Origin of the sequence: Bacillus sp. FSL W8-0645 (assembly GCF_038007905.1) — a bacterium.
Classification (GTDB): Bacteria; Bacillota; Bacilli; order Bacillales; family Bacillaceae; genus Bacillus; species Bacillus pumilus.
In genome coordinates, this window is the sequence record NZ_JBBOYC010000001.1 from 1,311,314 (window position 1) to 1,330,248 (window position 18,935).

An 18,935-nucleotide genomic window follows, 5' to 3' on the forward strand; every position below is an offset into this window, starting at 1 on the left:
TTATTGTATGCAAGTCTATGTGAAAATGGAAGCAGGACGCGGATTTTGTTCCGCGTCCTTTAGTGTAATCAAGCCCTTTTATTTTTATACTCACCCAAGAGCTGTTCGTTCTTTTTAAAAATACGCTCTGTATGGGGGCTTACCTTGTAATCAGCCATACTGATATGTTGCTTTTTCTTTAAAATCTTAAAAGGGTTTTTCTTGCGATTGTTGTTATCCCCTTGAAGTGCGTGGTCCATCTTCATCACCTTCCTCTTCGTCAGGCAAGATTAGGTCATAAATTGTTGTAAGTGACGTCATTAATAAATAGTCGAACTCAGTGACAATGTCATCAGAGGTGAGCTTAATGACGAAGTGATCATCTGCTACAGAAAACGGGATGAGCACCAATTTGCCGAAATCATCGTAATAGACTTCCTGCCTGTTAAGCTTCGCCTGAATAAGAGCTCGCTGGTCAAGTGTCCGCAGCAGGTCATCTTTTTGTTCTTGCGTATCGTATGGACAAAGAACTGCTTGAATATTCATCTTGTCGGCAAAAGAATAAATGAGCCGTTCAATTCCCTCTATATATGCCTCTACACTTCCATAATATACATGAATCGGTTCATTTTTCAATAGGTATTGGTACGTTTTTAGCTTATTGAGGTAAGAATGAAGTAGATCGTTATTTTGTTCTAGGAGTTGATGGGTGTCGGTTTCCAGTTCGTGATTTCCGAGTTTTTTAATATAGGAGCTGAGAAAGATGAATGCATCGGTTAATGCAAAAAAAACGGCAATAATCAAGTAGTGCATCCAATCGGTAAAGATTGAAGAAGGGTCATTTGTCCAGTACACAACAGCACCAGCTACATAAATCCAATACCACGTTTTACGAATGGCAAACATCTTTTCTTTTACTTTTTGTTCAAAGCGCCATACGGCAAATACATATACAGCAAGAGCACCTAGCAATAACCACACGGTCAATTGAAAAAATAATAGCATGTTCTTCTCTCCCATAGACAGATGGATACTTATTCATTTCTATGGATATGATTGGAAACCCTGCTTCATGAAAAAATGGCTTGTAGGAAAAGGTGTTGAAGTGTGCGGGCAAATAAAAAAAGACCTGTCAGACAGGTCTTTGATATTAGATAATCGCATGTAACACAAAGTATATAAGAGCCCCTAGAGTTCCCGAAATCGGTAATGTGATCACCCAAGTGACAAGCATGCGTTTTGCCGTACCCCAGTTTACTCCTTTTACTCTGTGTGCAGAACCTACACCTAGAATAGAAGATGAGATCACGTGAGTGGTACTAACAGGTAAGTGAATAAATGTCGCACCGAAGATAATAGCTGCACCCGTTAAGTCGGCAGATACTCCGTTTACTGGACGAATTTTCATAATTTTACCGCCGACTGTTTTAATAATCTTCCAGCCGCCAATAGAAGTACCTAGTCCCATTGCAAGCGCACAAGAGAATTGTACCCAGAAAGGAATGTCGTCAGTTGTATGCAAATTACCTGCAATTAAAGCCATCGTAATAATTCCCATCGCTTTTTGCGCATCGTTTGTTCCATGGGTATACGATTGCAGTGCAGCAGTTAAAATTTGAACACGTCGGAATTGTTTATTTGTTTTTGCGAGATTGTTGTTTCTGAATATAATTTTGATAATGGTATACACGGTATATCCCAATACGAAAGCTAGGATAGGTGAAAGCAACAGTGCTTGAATGATTTTAATGAACCCCGAATAGTTTAAAGCGCCAAAACCAGCAGAGGCAATAACAGCTCCTGCAATTGATCCGATCAGTGCGTGCGAAGAACTACTCGGAATTCCGTAATACCAAGTAAGCAAGTTCCAAGTAATGGCCGCAATTAAAGCAGCCAAAATGACGACAGAACCGTTTTGAAGTGTGAAAGGATCTGCGATGTCTTTTGTAATGGACTTTGCCACACCTGTAAATGTCATTGCTCCTAAGAAGTTCATGAACGCTGCCATAATAATAGCATGTCTAGGCTTTAACGCCTTTGTTGAAACCGAAGTGGCAATGGCATTTGCTGTATCGTGGAATCCGTTGATGAAATCAAAAGCAAGTGCACAAATGACAATAAATATGGTAAGGATGAGTAATGTGTCCATGTTTAACTAACCCCGTTACGCATTCTTCATAATGATTGTTTCTAGATTGTTGGCAACACTTTGACAGGAATCAGCAATTTCTTCAAGTGTTTCGTAAATTTCTTTGTATTGAATGACCTTGATTGGATCAGTTTCTTTTCCAAACAAGTTCTTTAGTGATTTACGATAAAGATTGTCACAATTATGCTCGATCTCTTTGATTTTGATTGCGTGTGGTTGAATATCTTTTAAGCGATTTTCAGCCAGTAAATCGATTGTAATTAAAATTTCCTTTGCACATTCTCTGATGTAGTGGCTGAATTTGTCGATATGTTCGTCAGAGCTTGTCATTGAATAAATTTCCATTGTTGCTGAAAAATGCTCAATTCCATCTAAAACATCGTCGAGGCTATTCGTCAATTGAAGAATGTCTTCACGTTCAATCGGCGTAATAAAGGCTTTGTTCAGTTCTTTAATCATCGTATGAACATGATTATCACCTTTTGTCTCATATTCCTTCAATGTGTCAGAAAATTCTTTCAGAGTGGTTTGATTTGTTACTTTATAGCTAACAAAATACTCAGCAGTTTCATCTAAATTTTTAGCAATTTCCGTTAACAAGACGGAAAACTTGTCTTTTTTCCTTTTTAACATGTAAAAACCCTCCATTGTATAAATGAGACAATGCACACATCAAATAATTATATATTCTTTTGTCGAAAAAAAACAGGTGTAGTCGAAAATTTCTTCACTTTTTCTATTTGATCTTATTCTGACCTAAAGATGTGTTCTCAACACACCTTTTGCAGAAAGGAGAAAAGAAATGAAAAAAGCGGTCCATTTTTGGCGCCGCTTAAAGCTTAAGTAGCTGAATAAACTAGTTTAAATCGCTCGCAAACTAGGAGCATGTCTTCTTTAAATTCTAATCCGTACGGTTTGAGTGCTTCTGTGAAAAATGCTTGATGAGCTCTGTACCAATAGTTATATGAAAGATCGCCTTCACCTTCTGCTTGGGCAAATGATTCTGGAACCTCATTCATTGGCATGACATCTACATGCGTGATTTCTATGATGGCTTTTGGTTCGTCATGGCTGTCCAAAATGACCGCATATTGTCCTGCCTTTGGAAGCGGCTCCTGTTCCTTTTCGTAAAAAAGATGTCCAGAACAAGTCGCTGTTTTTTTTCCTTTCAGAACAAGGTCAAGTAAATGATCTGGGTCTGCTCCAAATGCCCAAGCGGAAACAGATGCGTCAATTGGTGCGCTTTCTGATTTTTCTTTCCAATATGTTTCCCAAAATAAGGTGCTCTTCTGATTCATCATCCTTCCCCCTTCGTGATGCGTTTATTATACCGCGAAATCAAAAACATGAAAGGGCATGTCTTTATCCCTACTTAGTAAGTATGTCATATGTTTTGAAAATCCGCTTTATATTTGATGAATATAGGATGATAGAATGAAAAATTTAGAAATTTTAGAATAATCTATTGTATTCTGGTCAAGAAGTCGGTATGGTCAAAGTAAGAATATGGAAGGGGTGTTGTGTATGAAACGCATTTCTCTAACTATTTTGTCCATATGTCTGTTGGTTTTCTCGTTTTTTCTGCCTGTCAGTCAGGTCACTGCAAACGAAACTCATGGGAATAAAGTAGCTGTTGGGAAGGATGGCATGGTGGCTACTGCCCATCCGCTCGCATCAGAAGTCGGTGCAGATGTATTAAAGAAAGGTGGAAACGCTGTTGACGCTGCTGTTGCCATCCAGTACGCACTGAATGTGACAGAGCCAATGATGTCTGGAATTGGTGGCGGAGGATTTATGATGGTTTATGATGGGAAGACAAAAGAAACATCCATCATCAATAGTCGAGAAAGAGCACCACAAGGCGCAACACCAGACATGTTTTTAACAGATGAGGGAAAAGTCATCCCGTTCGATGAGCGATCTACACACGGTAATGCTGTTGGTGTTCCAGGGACTGTAAAAGGTCTTGAGGCGGCATTAGATAAGTGGGGTACCCGCTCGATGAAGGAATTAATTAAGCCTTCCATTCAGCTTGCAGAGGATGGATTTGAAATCGATTCTGTCCTGGCAAAAGCCATTGATGATCATCAAGGAAAATTGAAAAAAACGGCCGCTGCACCAATTTTTCTTCCAGATGGTCAGCCGCTCAAAGAAGGGGACCTCCTAGTTCAGCCAGGTCTTGCAAAAACATTTAAGCTCATTGCGAAAAAAGGAAGCAAAGCATTTTATGAAGGAAAAGTAGCAAAGGCACTTGCAAATACAGTCCAAGATTTTGGCGGAACAATGACAACTAATGACATTGGTCGTTATGAGGTCAAGACTGACAAGCCTATCTGGGGAGACTATAAAGGATACCAGCTTGCAAGTATGCCTCCACCAAGCTCAGGCGGGGTGTTTATGCTGCAAATGCTCAAAATACTTGATCACTTTAACCTATCTCAATATGACCCCAAATCATTCGAAAAATATCAACTACTTGCTGAAACAATGCATCTCTCCTATGCTGACCGTGCTGCATATGCCGGCGACCCCGAATTCGTAGATGTTCCACTAAACGGACTATTAGACGATGATTACATTTCAGAAAGAGCCTCTCTTATTCAATTAGATCAAATGAATCGTAACCCGAAAGAAGGAGATCCATGGGCGTATGAGGATGAAAAAAATCCATCCCCTATTGTTCCGCAGCCTGAAGATAAAACCATTGGTGAGACCACACATTTTACTGTTGCCGATCAGTGGGGAAATGTTGTGTCATTTACGACAACCATTGAACAGTTATTTGGTACAGGGATTCTCGTCCCGGAATATGGCTTTTTCTTAAACAATGAACTAACAGATTTTGATGCAAGGCCAGGCGGAGCAAATGAAGTTCAGCCGAATAAACGACCATTGTCCAGTATGACACCGACCATCATTTTTAAAGATAATGAGCCTGTCATGACAGTAGGTTCACCGGGGGGAACGACCATCATTGCTTCTGTTTCACAAACCATTTTGAATTTGCTTGAATATGAGATGGAGCTTCAGGATGCAGTTGAAGAACCAAGAATTTATACAAACAGCCCAACTTCTTATCGTTATGAAGTAGGTGTCCCTCTCGATGTGAGAACAAAGCTTAATGACATGGGACATCGTTTCGGCAATTCGCCTATTGATATAGGAAATGTCCAAGCACTACTCATTGATCGAAAAGCAGGAACCTTTACTGGAGTGGCTGACTCCTCGAGAAACGGAACTGCCGTTGGCGTCAATTTAAAGCTATCTGCCCAATAAGAACATTTCCCGGGAAAAGAAGCGCCTCTTAAGGATGGCGTTTCTTTTTTTATTTAAAATAAAAGAAACACAGCTGATCAGAGAGCGGAAGACGCTTCGCCATTTATGAAGTACAGGACTGTAATGTATTTCTCAATGATTAAGGGTCTTTTTTGCGTATGAATGACAAATTTGTTGCTGACATCAAAGAGCAAGTACAGAGTAATTAGAGAGAGGAAGTCACATTTAATAAGAAGTAGAGCAGAGTTGATGAAAGATGCAGAAAAGACCGCATCTCAGCGTATAGACAAACCCTCGCATTCGGTGTCAGTCCTGCGTGCTGGTGCTCACGAATTGCAAATTCGCTCCGCAAAAGTAGCCGTCCTTCCTAGACTTCAAAGGTTTTCAGGTCACGCTGAAAAGAAGACAAAGGGCTAAAATAAAGATCATTTTAGCCCTTTGTCAACAATCTGAGATGCAGAAAAGACTGCATCTTTTTTTATAAAATTTTTCCTAGGGACATTGACTTATAATTTAGAATATTATAATATCTTTACAAAGGTAACAACATTGAACATTTTTCAGAACGTATATTTGTAAGCGCTTTATAAAAGGTTCTATTCCAAAATGTTCTTTCTTTTTGTTACATGTGTTCATATTTATACCAAATGAAAGGAGTGGTTGTTTGAACAACTTGTTTGAGTTAGATGAACAGCTGATCAAGCTACAGTACGATGCATCTTCGAGAGAGGAGGTGACCACATATTTAGCAGAGCGATTAGAAGCGGGAGGATATATTAAGTCGAGCTTTTTACCAGCGGTGCTTGAAAGAGAAAAAACATATCCTACGGGCCTTCCACTTGCGACCTTTGGGGTAGCAATTCCACATACAGATCCTGAGCATGTGAACAAACCGGCGATTAGTGTAGCCACTTTAAAGGAACCTGTTATCTTTCACAAGATGGGGAGCCCTGATGAAACTGTGCTAGCCAAAATTGTGTTCGTCCTAGCAATCTCTGAACCTAGTAAGCAGCTTGTGATGTTAGAGAAGCTCATGACACTTTTTAGAAAAGAAGAGGTGATGACGAGGTTGTCTGATATGACGTCGTATGAAGAAGCGGTTGCTGTGCTTCAGAAAGAATTAAACCAATAGCCTTTCACAAAAAGAATGTAAGCGCTTTATCCGAAAAATCCAGGAGGTGGATGTATGATCAAGCAAGCTGTCGATTTTATATTAGACCTTGGACCAACTATTATGCTCCCGATTATTATGACGCTTTTCGGTATGATTTTAAGGCAAGGCTTTAAAAAATCCTTCCGAGCCGGTATTACAATCGGAATTGGTTTTGTCGGTGTCAACCTTGTCATTAATTTGCTTGTGAGCGGCCTTGGGCCAGCAGCAAAAGCTATGGTTAATTCCCTTGGACTAAAGCTCGATATTTTGGATGTTGGATGGCCGATTGGAGCGGCTATATCCTTCGGTACACCTGTTGCCCCTTTGATGATACCTCTTGTGCTTTTGTTAAATGTCATCTTATTGTCCGTTAACTTTACGAAAACGCTGAATGTGGATATTTGGAACTTCTGGCATTTGATTTTCGCAGCCTCTGTGACTTACTACGCTTATCATAATATGTTCTTGGCACTTGCTGTTGGTTTGATCGTCTCTGCTATCACGCTTAAATTAGCTGATTGGACGGCACCGACAATCGAACACCATTTTGGATTGAAAGGCGTATCGATGGCTCATGCTGAAACGGTCAACTTCGCACCGCTTATGTATGCGTCCAACCGTATCATTGACAAGATCCCTGGCTTAAACAAAATTCATGCTGATCCAGAAACATTGAAGAAACGTTTTGGTATTTTTGGCGAACCGCTTGTGATGGGTCTCATACTTGGTATCATTATTGGTCTTTTAGGTGGCTATGATGCGAAAGGCGTCATGACACTTGGTATTCAAATGGCAGCAGTTCTTGTGCTCATGCCAAGAATGGTTGCGTTATTAATGGAAGGTCTTATTCCAATCTCTGAGGGCGCTCGTTCTTATATTCAAAAGCGCTTCCCTGGGAAAAATGTCTATATTGGGTTAGATACAGCAATTGTAATTGGTCATCCGGCGAATATGGCGGTAGCCCTTCTTATGGTGCCGATTACGATTCTACTTGCAGTCGTTCTGCCTTACAATGGCATGCTGCCGTTTGCTGACTTATCAGTTCTACCATTTACAGTTGTATGGGCAGTAGCAGCCGCTCGTGGAAACATTATTCGCGGTCTTATTAACAGTATTTTTACATTAATGATTGTCTTCTTTATCGCAACGAATCTCGCACCGCTTGCGACAACAATGGGGAAAGCAGTCGGGTTTGACTTCCCAGAAGGAGCCAATATGATTTCAGGTATTGACCTTGGTTCCCACGTCATTCCTTGGATCATGGTGAGACTTCTTGATCCGAGCAACCCGTACTTTATTGCAGCCATCATCTGTGCTCTGGCTTATGCGCTTCTATGGTACTGGGTGCGAAATGATATTAGAAAGCAGTATGCGAAAGAAATGGGCTTAGATCAGAAAGATCAATAAAAGAGCTGGAGGGATTCTTATGGCAAAGAAAATATTGGTTTCATGTGGAACAGCAGTTGCAACATCAACGGTTGTTGCCAAAAAGGTCGAAGAGACGTTAAAGGAAAAAGGATATGATGTTGTGGTGGAACAGTGCAAGGCATCTGAAGTCCCGCAAAAAGCGGAGGGCGCCGATTTAATTGTAACGACAACACCAGTGAGTGATACGAAAGGAACGCCTGTGATTCAAACATTATCCTTTTTAACCGGATTTGGCATTGAAGATGATATTGAAAAAATCATCGATCATATTAAGTAAACAATCATTCCATGGAGGAGCTTTCTCGGCTCCTTTTATGTATCTGAAAGGAGGACGTCTCATGCAGCATCATGCTTATAGCCGAACGTCTGCAGTGTTGTCTATTTTTCTTCCAGCCGTACTCATCTGTCTGTTTTTTCTTTGGTCTCTTTATACGTTAATGTCAGCAGGACCTGAACCGTTAGCTGTGTTAGGCGTTTATACGCTGCCTATCCTCATGCTTTCTAGCATCACTGGACTGAACCAGCCGACAAACGTCATTATTAGTGAAGATAAACTCAAAATCGGAGCGTTTGGCAGATGGCACACATATGCGGTCTCTGATATTAAAGGAAAGCTTTTTATCAAGCCATACCCTCATATCGGAAAAGTTTATGTCAGGGTGGGTCCATCTCGCATATTCGGAGGACGTTACTGGATATCCAGTGAGATGAGTGAGTACAAGCAGCTTGTGCAAACGTTGCAAGATTTTGCGAAAGGTGATGCAAAGGAGGATGCAGCTACATGAAATCAGCTGTCTTTTATTCTTCAGAGGACATTCGGTATGAGGAGCGGAACCGGCCTGCGATTGGTGATGATGAAGTGCTATTAAGAATGCGTGCCTGCGGTTTATGCGGCACAGATATTTACAAAGCAACACATGAGACGGTACCTCCAGGAACGGTACTAGGGCACGAAATCGCTGGTGATATTGTTGAAACTGGAAAGCATGTAACAAATATCAAAACGGGAGACAGGGTTTATGTTGCACACCATGTACCTTGCTTCACCTGTGACTTTTGTCAAAAGGGATTTTATACAATGTGTCCGCAGTTTGCAGCCACTAATGTAGAGCCAGGCGGGTTTTCAGAGTATATCCGCGTACCTGCATTGCATGTCAAGCACACAATGGGCAAGCTCCCGAATGACGTCTCATATGAGCAAGGGGCGATGGTGGAGCCAGTCGCCTGCTGCCTGCACGGGTTTGAACGAGCACCTGTTCATCCAGGAGATTCTGTGCTGATCCTTGGAGCGGGGCAAATTGGCTGTATTCAACTACAGCTTGCCAAGCATTACTTGGCTGGGAAAGTGATGATAACGGATGTGAATGAGAACCGGCTGCTGCAAGCGAGAAATTTAGGTGCAGACGTCGCTTTTCATCCTGCCTCTGAGCCGGTGGAAGACCGGGTCATGAGAGAAACAAATGGAAAGGGAGCAGACCTCGTCATTATTTCTGTTGGGAGTAGTGCGCTTTTAAAAGAAGCGTTTCAAGCAGTAGCGAGAGGTGGAACGATTTTAGTGTTTGCTCATTTTCCAAAGGGAGACGTCTCCATTCCGGCTGATCGGTTTTTCCATGATGAAGTGAAAGTAGTAGGAGCCTATTCCTCACATCCTTATCACTACCTCGAAGCCCTTGAACTTCTAAGAGCAAAAGTAGTCAACACAGAAAAGATGGTGACGCATCGTTATCCGTTAAGTCAGCTCCTTCAGGCGATAGAATGCGCAAGGCATCCTGAAGGTGAGAGTGTCAAAATCATGATGTATCCAGATGAATGAGGGCGCACTAGATTGGAAGAGAAAGAGAAGTTCTTTAGAAAAGGGCTTTGCCTTTCTCTTTTTTTCTGATAAAAGATGAAAACGCTTAAAAATGAAAGAGAAATGCTTGACTTCAATGATACTTAAACGTATGATAATTACAAATGTAACATACAAGAACAAATGTAAAGGGGAGAGAAGAAATGCAAAAACAAATCACTTTGCCTGAACAGATTAGTCATGAGAGATTAGCAGATTTATATAAACAAATGTGGTTAGTGAGATATTTTGATGAAAAGGTCGATCAATTCTTTGCCAAAGGACTTATCCATGGAACCACTCATTTATGTGTCGGACAGGAAGCGTCAGCTGTTGGATCAATTGCCGTATTAAAGGACGAAGATAAGATCATCAGCACACATCGTGGACATGGTCACTGTATTGCAAAAGGTGCAGAGGTCAATAAGATGATGGCAGAACTATTCGGACGTGAGACTGGCTATTGCAAAGGAAAAGGCGGCTCGATGCATATCGCTGATTTAGAAAAAGGGAACCTTGGCGCAAATGGAATCGTTGGCGGCGGTATCCCATTGGCAACAGGTGCAGCGCTCACATCTAAAATGAAACAGGAAGGCTTTGTCGTTCTTTGTTTCTTCGGAGATGGAGCGACGAATGAAGGCAGCTTTCACGAAGCGCTAAATCTTGCATCCATTTGGGATCTACCTGTTGTATTCATTTGTGAAAACAACCAGTACGGCATGTCTGGCCCTGTAAAAGAAATGATCAACATTGAAGACATTTCAACAAGAGCAGAAAGCTACGGAATACCAGGAAAATCGATTGATGGAAATGACATGGTCGAGATTATGAACTCAGTAGATGAAGCAGTCAGCCGCGCAAGAGCTGGAGAAGGTCCATCACTTATTGAAATGAAAACGTATCGCTGGAAAGGTCACTCTAAGAGTGATGCGAAAAAATACCGTACACGTGAAGAAGAAACAGAGTGGAGACAAAAAGACGGAATCAAACGCTTTAAGTCTCTCTTGATTGAACTGAATGTTTTGACAGAAGAGCAGGCAGCGGTCTTGCAGGAAGAAGCGAAGCAGGAAATTGAAGCGTCTGTAGAATTCGCTAAAAACAGTAAAGAACCGTCAATCGATACACTATTAGAGGATGTATACGCCTAATTAGGAGGGGAATCACGTGACAAAAACAACAGTGAGAGAGATTTCATATTTAGAAGCCGTTCGAGAGGCTATGAGTCAGGAAATGAGAGAGAACCAAGATGTATTCATTTTAGGTGAGGATATCGGCGTATATGGTGGTGCTTTTGGGGTCACGCGCGGCATGATTGAAGAGTTCGGTCCAGAGCGCGTACGCAATACACCAATCTCTGAGGCTGCCATCGCAGGAGGTGCAGTCGGAGCGGCTTTGACAGGTATGCGTCCGATTTTAGAACTTCAATTCTCTGACTTTATTACAATCGCAATGGATCAGCTTGTAAACCAAGCAGCCAAAACACGATACATGTTTGGCGGAAAAGGAAAAGTACCACTCGTTGTGAGAACACCAGCAGGATCAGGAACGGGTGCCGCAGCGCAGCATTCACAAAGCTTAGAAGCGTGGATGGCTCATATTCCGGGACTAAAGGTGGTTCAGCCTTCAACAGCTTATGATGCCAAAGGACTTTTAAAAGCAGCAATGGATGATGACAACCCTGTTATTTTCTACGAGCATAAGCTTTTATATAAAACAATCGGTGAAGTGCCTGAAGAACCGTATTCGATTCCTCTAGGGAAAGCTGATGTGAAAAGAAGCGGGAAGGACGTCACGATCGTAGCAACAGCGATTATGGTACACAAAGCATTAGAAGCGGCAAAGGAACTAGAAGCAGAGGGAATCGATGTTGAAATCATTGACCCAAGAACACTTGTCCCATTAGATGAAGAAACCATTATCGAATCTGTGAAGAAAACAGGTAAATGTATCGTGGTTCATGAAGCGGTCAAACGAGGCGGCTATGGCGGAGAGATTGCAAGTATGATAGCGGAAAGTGAAGCGTTTGACTACTTAGATGCGCCGATTAAACGACTTGGCGGCCTTGCAGTTCCAATACCATACAACCCGACACTGGAAAAAGCGGTCATTCCACAAGTGCCAGATATTATTGAAGCAGCAAAAGAGCTTGTACGTTCTTAAATAAAGGGGAGAAGATCATGCCAAAAGAGATATTTATGCCGAAGCTAAGCAGTACGATGGAGATCGGAACCTTGCTTCAATGGTTGAAAGAAGAAGGAGATTCGGTTGAAGTCGGTGAGCCTCTTTTTGAAATTATGACAGACAAGATCAACATCGAGGTGGAAGCCTATGATGATGGCATTTTTCTAAAGAAATACTACGAAGCTGATGATCAAATTCCAGTCAATGCTGTTATTGGATATATCGGAGAGGCAAATGAACAGGTGCCAAGCGAGCCGCCAGCACAGGCTGATGAAGATTCCTCAGAAAGCGGCGAATCGTCTTCACCAGACTCGTCTTCATCCAGTTCTACTGAAGCCCCAAAAACATCTGATGAAAAAGTACGTGCCACGCCCGCAGCGAGAAAAACGGCAAAGGATCATCATGTGGCGATTCAAGAGGTATCTGGCACAGGGCCAAAAGGCAGAGTCCAAAAGCGGGACGTCGAGGCAGTCGTTCATTCTAGCGAGAAAGACCAGCGCGTCTCACCGCTTGCAGAAAAAGTCGCTGCTCGTGAAGGAATCGATTTAGCAGCAGTTTCTGGATCTGGCGCTCACGGTAAGATCATGAAGAGTGACGTACAAGCAGCAACGCAAACAAAAGAGGCTTCGCCTGTGAAAACACAAAAATTAGCTGGCATGAGAAAAGTGATTGCTGATCGCATGTCACAAAGTGCCTTTACAGCACCGCACGTCACATTAACAAGTGAAATTGATATGACGAAAGCGAAAGAAGTGCGTCAGCAGTTACTTCCGGCGATTGAAAAAGAGACAGGCTACAGGTTGTCGTTCACAGAAATCATCATTCATGCGGTCAGCCATGTACTCACGCGCCACCCGCAGATCAATATGACATTTGAACAAAATGAGCTCCATTTCCATGAAGATGTACACATTGGTCTCGCTGTTGCAGTGAAAGACGGCTTGATGGTACCAGTCATTTCTCATGCGAATCAAAAAGGATTAAAACAACTGACAAAAGAAGCGAAAGAAATTGGCCGAAACGCACGCGATCAAAAACTACTTCCAGACCAGTTGAAAGGGTCCACTTTTACGATTAGTAACTTAGGCATGTATGCCATTGATACCTTTACCCCGATCATTAATCAGCCAGAAGTGGCGATTTTAGGTGTAGGACGGATTCAAGATAAACCTGTTGCAGTAGATGGAGAAATTCAGGTGCGGCCAATGATGGGTGTCAGTTTATCGTTTGATCACCGAGTTGTAGATGGCGCACCAGCGGCTGCCTTTTTAACAGACCTTAAAAAAGTGCTTGAACAACCATTTGAATTGCTAATGTAGGAGATGAATCGGATGACGAAAACGTATGATCTGACAGTCATTGGCGGAGGGCCTGGCGGGTATACTGCCGCCCTTCAAGCGGCTGAGCGCGGACGGAAGGTTGCTTTGATTGAGGAGGATTTTCTAGGCGGTACTTGTTTAAATCGAGGCTGTATCCCTTCAAAGACCCTGCTGAAACATGCAGAAGTCATTGAATCAATCGAGAAGGCGAAAAGCTGGGGAATCGAAACAGGTGACATGATTCTTTCCTTCGATAAAATGAGAAAGCGCAAAGATGACGTCATTGAAAAGCTCAGAGGTGGAATCGCCTTTTTATTAAAGCAAGGAAAGATTGATGTATATAACGGCAGAGGCACAGCAGTGACAAAGCATCGGATTGAAATAGAAAAACAAGATGGATCAGAATCGATTGAAACGAAAGAATTAATCATTGCTACTGGATCTACACCAGCCATTCCACCAATACCGGGGCTTAAAGATATTTCATTTGATACAAGTGATACAATCTTTGATATCCCAGATATTCCTGCTTCTGTCGTCATTATTGGCGGAGGTGTCATTGGTCTTGAGCTTGCTTGTATCTTCCAAAGTCTTCAATCAAAAGTCACCATTATTGAAGCGGCACCGTCCATAATTCCACAAGAGGATGAAGAAGCATCTAAGCTGCTAGAAAGAGAACTCAAGAAAAAGGGCATCCATATCGCGAAGAAGACCACTGTGACAGAGGTGACGGAAAGCGAAGGAGTCAAAGCGGTTCATGCAACAGATGATAAAGGGGAGACGCACATCTTTACAGCGGAAAGACTACTTGTCTGCGTTGGAAGAAAACCGAATGTATCAGCTGTTAACCAGCTTGATCTTCAGCTCGATGGCCCGTTTATCAAGGTGAATAATCAGATGCAGACAAGTGCTGAAGGTGTATACGCAGTTGGGGATGTCGCCGGCGGTTATCAGCTGGCTCATGCGGCGATGGCAGAGGCTGCTGTTGCGGTCAGCAATATTTGCGGCGTGCCGGAAAAGATGAATGCTGATATTATGCCTAGATGTATTTATACATTACCAGAGGTAGCAAGTGTCGGTCTTACGGAGAAAGAGGCAAAAGCCAAAGGGCTCAGCGTACAAACAGAACGATTTGATTTAGCGGCAAGCGGTAAAGCGTTAGCGGCAGGTGTTCAAACAGGCTTTATTAAATTGGTGTACGATACAACCTATGGAGAAGTGATCGGCGCAACGATGGTAGGTCCGCATGTCACAGAGATGATTTCAGAAGCTTCTTCCTTTATGTATTTAGAAGGAACAACAGAAGAGATGGCGAAAATGATTCATCCGCATCCGACCATCTCAGAAGGTTTTTATGAAGCAGCTCTTGATATCGTGAGTAAGCTGAGAAAATAAATGCCAAACAAGGGATAGGGAGGAGATGCATGTGCACGTCCAGCTTCATCAGAAAGCGGCACTTGTGACAGGTAGCACAGATGGATTTGGAGAAGTCATCTGCCTGGCTTTAGCCCGGGCAGGTGCACATGTCTTTTTACACACATTTCATGATGAATCAAAGGCTAGAACCATTTGTGAAGACATTCAAAAAATGGGTGGTCAGGCGAGTATCATCATGAATCCGCTTGAAACGCCTCGTGATGCCACGGGTATGCTGAGACAAGTGATCGATACGTGCGGGAAACTGGATATTTTGGTCAATCAAGCAACACAAGGAGCTGAAGCGGAGCTTGATGCCGCTCACCCTAATGAGTGGATGGACGAAGTGGAAACAGCTGTGAATACTGTCTTTCTTTCCAGTCAAGCTGCCGTATGGCACATGGTTGACCAAAAAAAAGGCTGCATTATTAATATATCGTCATCAGGCAGTATCACAGGTGATGGCGGAATTTCACATGCGACATCGAATTCTATGCTGAATGCCATGACAAAAGGGCTGGCGCGAGAATTTAAAGACAAAGGGATTCGAGTGCTCGCTTTATTGCCGCCGCCTCTCCATTTGATTCCTAATGCAGAGCAAATCAAGGAGTCTGTGGCCCATATGACGGTCTTTTTAAGTACATCATATGGCGCATTTACAGATGGTGCAGCGATTATGCTTGATGGGGGTGAGAGTGCTGGCTAATGATCAAAAACCGGTTCTCATCGTTGGTGGTGCCCAAGGGATTGGAAAGGAAATTGCCGAGCGTTTTTTAAAAGAAGGGCACAGAGTGGCTGTGTCTGATATAGATGAACAAGGACTTTCGCTTTTAAAAAAACAGCACTCTCAGCTGCTGACATTTCAAGCTGACGTTTCATCGTGGGAAAGTGTTCAGCACATGATCTCAGCAGCTGAAAGGGAGCTAGGCGGCATTGCTCATCTTGTGTATTCAGCAGGGATGACAAAATCACTTCCTTTTTTAGAAGTCGATTTTTCACTTTGGAAAAAGACACTGGCTGTGAACTTGTATGGTCTTTACTATTGCATCAAAGCGTCAGCACCTTATATATGTGAGCGGCAAGAAGGAAGCATTGTCGTGATTGGATCAGGATCTGCTATCACTGGTTCAGGCGGTGGAATTCAGTATTACGCCTCAAAAGCAGGTGCTTTTGGCCTGATGCGTTCGCTTGTAAAGGAATTAGGGGCACGCCATGTGCGTATCAATGTGATTGCACCCCGCGTGATTGAATCTCAAATGCTTGATACGCTCTATCCTACTGAGGTGGAGAAAAGGCAGCTACAATCGCTCATTCCTGTCGGGAGATTAGGAAGACCAGACGATATCGCAGGACTCACTTTATTTCTTACAAGTGACGAGGGAAGCTATTTACACGGACAAATTATCCTGTTAGACGGCGGGAGAACGTATCAGCCAAAATATACGGAGGGAAAAAGAGCGGAGAGGTAATCGCTCTTTTTGTCATTTTCATAACAATTGTGCCAATTAGAAACGAATGTTTGGTATACTGGGAATCATAGTATATTAAAAGGATGATGTCACATGCTGAATTGGGAAGAAAGACGACAGCTCGTCAAAGTTGCTCATCTTTATTATACAGACGGGTGGACGCAGCAGGAAATTGCAAAAAAGCTCAATGTCTCAAGACCAGTCATTTCAAAGCTCTTACAAAAAGCAAAAGATGTGGGAATCGTTGAGGTGTACATTAAAGACGAAAGTATTCATACGGTGGAACTGGAAAAGCAGCTAGAAACAACTTTTCAATTAACAGATGCTGTCGTTGTCCCAAGCGTCGGGACAATGTCTGAGATGGTGAAACGAGCAGTCGGTCAAGCAGGCGCCTATTATTTATCTAAAAACATGAAAGACGCGGAGAAAATCGGCATTTCATGGGGAACTACACTGGCTGCGCTTGTAAAGGAATACCCGTTCGAGCGAAGAAACGATGTGAAGGTCATTCCTTTAGAGGGCGGAATGGGCAGGCAGGCAGTCGACATTCATGCCAATCAGCTGGCATATGAGCTGGCAAAGAAAATGAATGGCACATGTTCCTATTTATATGCACCAGCGATTTTAGAAACAGAAGAATTAAAAGAGCGGCTCATGGCAATGCAGGATATAGAAGCTGTGCTTGAAGAAGGTAAAAATGTAGACATTGCCCTCATCGGTATTGGCAACCCGCATAAAGGTTCAACGTTAAAAACAGTTGGTTACTTAAAAGAAGAGGATTTATCTGGTTTAAGGCAATCAGGGGCTGTTGGTGATATTGGCTTTCGTTTCTTTGACGGTCAAGGCAAGCCTGTCCAAGATGAATTGAATCAAAAGGTCATTGGTTTATCACTGGAGCAGTTAAAGAGCGTCAAAACGGTCATCGCTGTTGTAGAAGGAACCCATAAAGCTGAAAGTATTTTAGGGGCTTTAAATGGCGGCTTTATTCAAGTGCTGGTGACAGACGAACTAACGGCCGCAGCCATTTTAAAGGAAGCTTCCGTCCAATAAACGGCTAACAGCTATCGAATTGTATAAAAAGAGCAACATCAAACGAGAAAGGAGCTGTGTATCTTGAAGAAAACCGAAATGGAAGCAAACCTACATTGTACTCGGTGCCAAGAAGAGACCCTCCACAGCATCGTTTATGTGAATGATCAGATGAAAAGCGTTGAGTGTACAGAGTGTCATCAGAAGATCAGTGTGAAAGTCGACATCATGAAGGAATTTTACAAAGAAGTATACGAAAAAATTGCGACAAAGCCAAAGCGGATGACGCAGGAATATAAGGCGAATTTGAATGGATTTATCTCAAGACTCCCAATCCGCGTGCTTAGTAAGCCATACCGGCTCATGAGATATTTAAACGAATCATACAAAGTGATTAAGCAATATAAAAAAAGCAGAGCTGATTAAGGAACTGACCCCGTAAGATGAGACAAATAAAAAACACCTTCAAGTTTGAAAATGGATCGTTGTGATCCGAAATAAAACATGGAGGTGTTTTTTCTATGGGGACAAGAGTGAGTTATCCGGTTGAAGTCAAACAGAAGGCTGTAGAAATGAGATTGGCAGGCGTACCTATGAAAGAGATCATGCAGAAATTGAATATCAAGAATAAGACGCAGGTTCAGACATGGGTGAGGTGGCATAAAGCTGGGGATACACACCGGTTCGAACAGCCTGTTGGAAAACAATATACCTATGGAAAGGGTCCCGAGTACTCTTCCGAATTAGAGAGACTGCAGGCAGAAAATCGCTATTTGAGTCAACAGAATGAAGTTTTAAAAAAGTACAACGAATTGGAAAGGAAGTTGATAAGGAAACGTCAATCAAACTGGTAGAAGAATTTCACAAAACGATGACGGTACTGGACATCTGTGTCCATTTAGGCGTCTCACGCGCTTCGTATTATAGATGGAAAAAGAATCTGACTCAGAATCATTCTAAAAGACAACTAGAGAAACAGATCGGCACGTTGTGCCGAAAGCACAAATATCGATATGGTTATCGAAAAATCACAGCCATACTAAAAAGGAGAATGCATATTAACCATAAAACTGTTCAACGTATCATGCAGAAAAACCAGTGGCAATGCCGGGTTAAAATGAAAAAGCGTAAGAAGAATGGGCAGCCCTATGCCGTGGCCGGTAATATACTGGATCGGAACTTTCAGTCTGATCGCCCTCTTGAAAAACTAGTAACGGACATCACGTATTTGCCTTATGGACAGAAACAATTGTACCTTTCCAGTATATTGGATTTATATAATGGAGAAGTGATTGCTTTTACGATTGGTGATAAGCAGGACACAGACTTTATCTTAAACACACTTAATCAGCTCCCAGCACTGCCTGAGAATTGCGTGTTACATAGCGATCAAGGTTCTGTGTATACATCTTACGAGTATCAGAAAGCTGTTCATATAAAAGGCATTACCATGAGCATGTCCCGTAAAGGGACGCCCGCTGATAATGCCTCCATCGAATCGTTTCATTCCTCACTAAAGTCTGAAACGTTCTATCTTAACAGGATTGACCGCACTACGACCAACATCGTAGAACGCACTGTCAAAGAATACATTTATTATTATAACAACATTCGTATTCAAACGAAACTAAACAACCAATCACCGATAAACTATCGGCAATTGGCTGTATAAAGGTGTTTTGATCCCTGTCTCAAAAACGGGGGT

General features: G+C 42.4%; 20 protein-coding genes. 15 read left to right on the plus strand and 5 right to left on the minus strand.

Features of this window, described 5'->3' with window-relative positions; all coding sequences use genetic code 11:
- Positions 1-68 precede the first annotated feature (68 nt).
- From NST39_RS06545 to NST39_RS06565, 5 genes are all read right to left on the minus strand, one after another.
- A complete protein-coding gene (locus tag NST39_RS06545) occupies positions 69-239 on the minus strand; it encodes a type II toxin-antitoxin system SpoIISB family antitoxin (RefSeq protein WP_034620052.1) in 171 nt (56 codons plus the stop codon).
- Positions 214-984, minus strand: coding sequence for a type II toxin-antitoxin system SpoIISA family toxin (locus NST39_RS06550; protein ID WP_341027560.1), 771 nt, complete (start codon positions 982-984; stop codon positions 214-216). Before NST39_RS06550 ends, NST39_RS06545 begins: the two co-directional genes overlap by 26 nt.
- A gap of 145 nt (positions 985-1,129) precedes the next feature.
- Positions 1,130-2,128, minus strand: coding sequence for an inorganic phosphate transporter (locus tag NST39_RS06555; protein WP_341027561.1), 999 nt, complete (start codon positions 2,126-2,128; stop codon positions 1,130-1,132).
- Between the two features lie 15 nt (positions 2,129-2,143).
- Positions 2,144-2,761, minus strand: a complete 618-nt coding sequence (locus tag NST39_RS06560) for a DUF47 domain-containing protein (protein ID WP_003212390.1) — start codon at positions 2,759-2,761, stop codon at positions 2,144-2,146.
- A gap of 206 nt (positions 2,762-2,967) precedes the next feature.
- A complete protein-coding gene (locus NST39_RS06565) occupies positions 2,968-3,426 on the minus strand; it encodes an ASCH domain-containing protein (RefSeq protein WP_065097683.1) in 459 nt (152 codons plus the stop codon).
- A gap of 226 nt (positions 3,427-3,652) precedes the next feature.
- Here NST39_RS06565 and ggt point away from each other — a divergent pair, with 226 nt between their 5' ends.
- From ggt to NST39_RS06640, 15 genes are all read left to right on the plus strand, one after another.
- On the plus strand, positions 3,653-5,404 hold the full coding sequence (gene ggt / locus NST39_RS06570) for a gamma-glutamyltransferase (RefSeq protein ID WP_341027562.1): 1,752 nt from the start codon (positions 3,653-3,655) through the stop codon (positions 5,402-5,404).
- A 664-nt stretch (positions 5,405-6,068) separates the two neighbouring features.
- On the plus strand, positions 6,069-6,536 hold the full coding sequence (locus tag NST39_RS06575; protein WP_113768790.1) for a PTS sugar transporter subunit IIA: 468 nt from the start codon (positions 6,069-6,071) through the stop codon (positions 6,534-6,536).
- Between the two features lie 54 nt (positions 6,537-6,590).
- The gene (locus NST39_RS06580) at positions 6,591-7,964 is read left to right on the plus strand and encodes a PTS galactitol transporter subunit IIC (protein WP_003210771.1); all 1,374 of its coding nucleotides are present in this window, start codon (positions 6,591-6,593) and stop codon (positions 7,962-7,964) included.
- Between the two features lie 19 nt (positions 7,965-7,983).
- Entirely contained in the window at positions 7,984-8,262 is a 279-nt protein-coding gene (locus tag NST39_RS06585; protein ID WP_003212259.1) for a PTS sugar transporter subunit IIB, read from the plus strand.
- 61 nt (positions 8,263-8,323) lie between these two features.
- Positions 8,324-8,770, plus strand: coding sequence for a hypothetical protein (locus NST39_RS06590; protein WP_044138929.1), 447 nt, complete (start codon positions 8,324-8,326; stop codon positions 8,768-8,770).
- Positions 8,767-9,798: an alcohol dehydrogenase catalytic domain-containing protein gene (locus tag NST39_RS06595; RefSeq protein ID WP_111912545.1), complete on the plus strand. Its 1,032-nt coding sequence runs from the start codon at positions 8,767-8,769 to the stop codon at positions 9,796-9,798. The genes NST39_RS06590 and NST39_RS06595 overlap by 4 nt, the downstream gene beginning before the upstream one ends.
- Before the next feature lie 182 nt (positions 9,799-9,980).
- Positions 9,981-10,964, plus strand: a complete 984-nt coding sequence (locus NST39_RS06600; RefSeq protein ID WP_044138927.1) for a thiamine pyrophosphate-dependent dehydrogenase E1 component subunit alpha — start codon at positions 9,981-9,983, stop codon at positions 10,962-10,964.
- A gap of 31 nt (positions 10,965-10,995) precedes the next feature.
- Complete coding sequence (locus NST39_RS06605) at positions 10,996-11,976, plus strand: alpha-ketoacid dehydrogenase subunit beta (RefSeq protein WP_034620051.1); 981 nt, start codon at positions 10,996-10,998, stop codon at positions 11,974-11,976.
- A gap of 17 nt (positions 11,977-11,993) precedes the next feature.
- Positions 11,994-13,316 (plus strand): dihydrolipoamide acetyltransferase family protein, encoded by a 1,323-nt coding sequence (locus tag NST39_RS06610; RefSeq protein ID WP_106067730.1) that lies wholly within the window; start codon positions 11,994-11,996, stop codon positions 13,314-13,316.
- 12 nt (positions 13,317-13,328) lie between these two features.
- Positions 13,329-14,711, plus strand: coding sequence for a dihydrolipoyl dehydrogenase (gene lpdA / locus NST39_RS06615; protein ID WP_341027566.1), 1,383 nt, complete (start codon positions 13,329-13,331; stop codon positions 14,709-14,711).
- Between the two features lie 25 nt (positions 14,712-14,736).
- A complete protein-coding gene (locus NST39_RS06620; protein ID WP_341027568.1) occupies positions 14,737-15,438 on the plus strand; it encodes an SDR family NAD(P)-dependent oxidoreductase in 702 nt (233 codons plus the stop codon).
- Positions 15,416-16,201, plus strand: coding sequence for an SDR family NAD(P)-dependent oxidoreductase (locus NST39_RS06625; RefSeq protein ID WP_341029945.1), 786 nt, complete (start codon positions 15,416-15,418; stop codon positions 16,199-16,201). The genes NST39_RS06620 and NST39_RS06625 overlap by 23 nt, the downstream gene beginning before the upstream one ends.
- A gap of 93 nt (positions 16,202-16,294) precedes the next feature.
- A complete protein-coding gene (locus NST39_RS06630; protein ID WP_003211594.1) occupies positions 16,295-17,251 on the plus strand; it encodes a sugar-binding transcriptional regulator in 957 nt (318 codons plus the stop codon).
- Positions 17,252-17,314: 63 nt separating this feature from the next.
- Complete coding sequence (locus NST39_RS06635; RefSeq protein WP_106032379.1) at positions 17,315-17,656, plus strand: bh protein; 342 nt, start codon at positions 17,315-17,317, stop codon at positions 17,654-17,656.
- 95 nt (positions 17,657-17,751) lie between these two features.
- A protein-coding gene (locus NST39_RS06640; protein ID WP_341026768.1) for an IS3 family transposase occupies positions 17,752-18,902 on the plus strand; the annotation gives its coding sequence in 2 pieces (ribosomal slippage) (positions 17,752-18,025 and positions 18,025-18,902; 1,152 coding nt in all).
- Positions 18,903-18,935: the final 33 nt, after the last annotated feature.

Bases quoted from the DNA above. Each gene is read 5' to 3' on its own strand.
- NST39_RS06625 (WP_341029945.1), top strand. From the start codon at position 15,416: ATGGGGGTGAGAGTGCTGGCTAATGATCAAAAACCGGTTCTCATCGTT.
- NST39_RS06585 (WP_003212259.1), top strand. From the start codon at position 7,984: ATGGCAAAGAAAATATTGGTTTCATGTGGAACAGCAGTTGCAACATCA.
- NST39_RS06565 (WP_065097683.1), bottom strand. From the start codon at position 3,426: ATGAATCAGAAGAGCACCTTATTTTGGGAAACATATTGGAAAGAAAAA.
- NST39_RS06595 (WP_111912545.1), top strand. From the start codon at position 8,767: ATGAAATCAGCTGTCTTTTATTCTTCAGAGGACATTCGGTATGAGGAG.
- NST39_RS06555 (WP_341027561.1), bottom strand. From the start codon at position 2,128: ATGGACACATTACTCATCCTTACCATATTTATTGTCATTTGTGCACTT.
- NST39_RS06610 (WP_106067730.1), top strand. From the start codon at position 11,994: ATGCCAAAAGAGATATTTATGCCGAAGCTAAGCAGTACGATGGAGATC.
- lpdA (WP_341027566.1), top strand. From the start codon at position 13,329: ATGACGAAAACGTATGATCTGACAGTCATTGGCGGAGGGCCTGGCGGG.
- NST39_RS06620 (WP_341027568.1), top strand. From the start codon at position 14,737: ATGCATGTGCACGTCCAGCTTCATCAGAAAGCGGCACTTGTGACAGGT.
- NST39_RS06545 (WP_034620052.1), bottom strand. From the start codon at position 239: ATGGACCACGCACTTCAAGGGGATAACAACAATCGCAAGAAAAACCCT.
- NST39_RS06550 (WP_341027560.1), bottom strand. From the start codon at position 984: ATGCTATTATTTTTTCAATTGACCGTGTGGTTATTGCTAGGTGCTCTT.
- NST39_RS06560 (WP_003212390.1), bottom strand. From the start codon at position 2,761: ATGTTAAAAAGGAAAAAAGACAAGTTTTCCGTCTTGTTAACGGAAATT.
- NST39_RS06590 (WP_044138929.1), top strand. From the start codon at position 8,324: ATGCAGCATCATGCTTATAGCCGAACGTCTGCAGTGTTGTCTATTTTT.
- NST39_RS06600 (WP_044138927.1), top strand. From the start codon at position 9,981: ATGCAAAAACAAATCACTTTGCCTGAACAGATTAGTCATGAGAGATTA.
- NST39_RS06630 (WP_003211594.1), top strand. From the start codon at position 16,295: ATGCTGAATTGGGAAGAAAGACGACAGCTCGTCAAAGTTGCTCATCTT.
- ggt (WP_341027562.1), top strand. From the start codon at position 3,653: ATGAAACGCATTTCTCTAACTATTTTGTCCATATGTCTGTTGGTTTTC.
- NST39_RS06580 (WP_003210771.1), top strand. From the start codon at position 6,591: ATGATCAAGCAAGCTGTCGATTTTATATTAGACCTTGGACCAACTATT.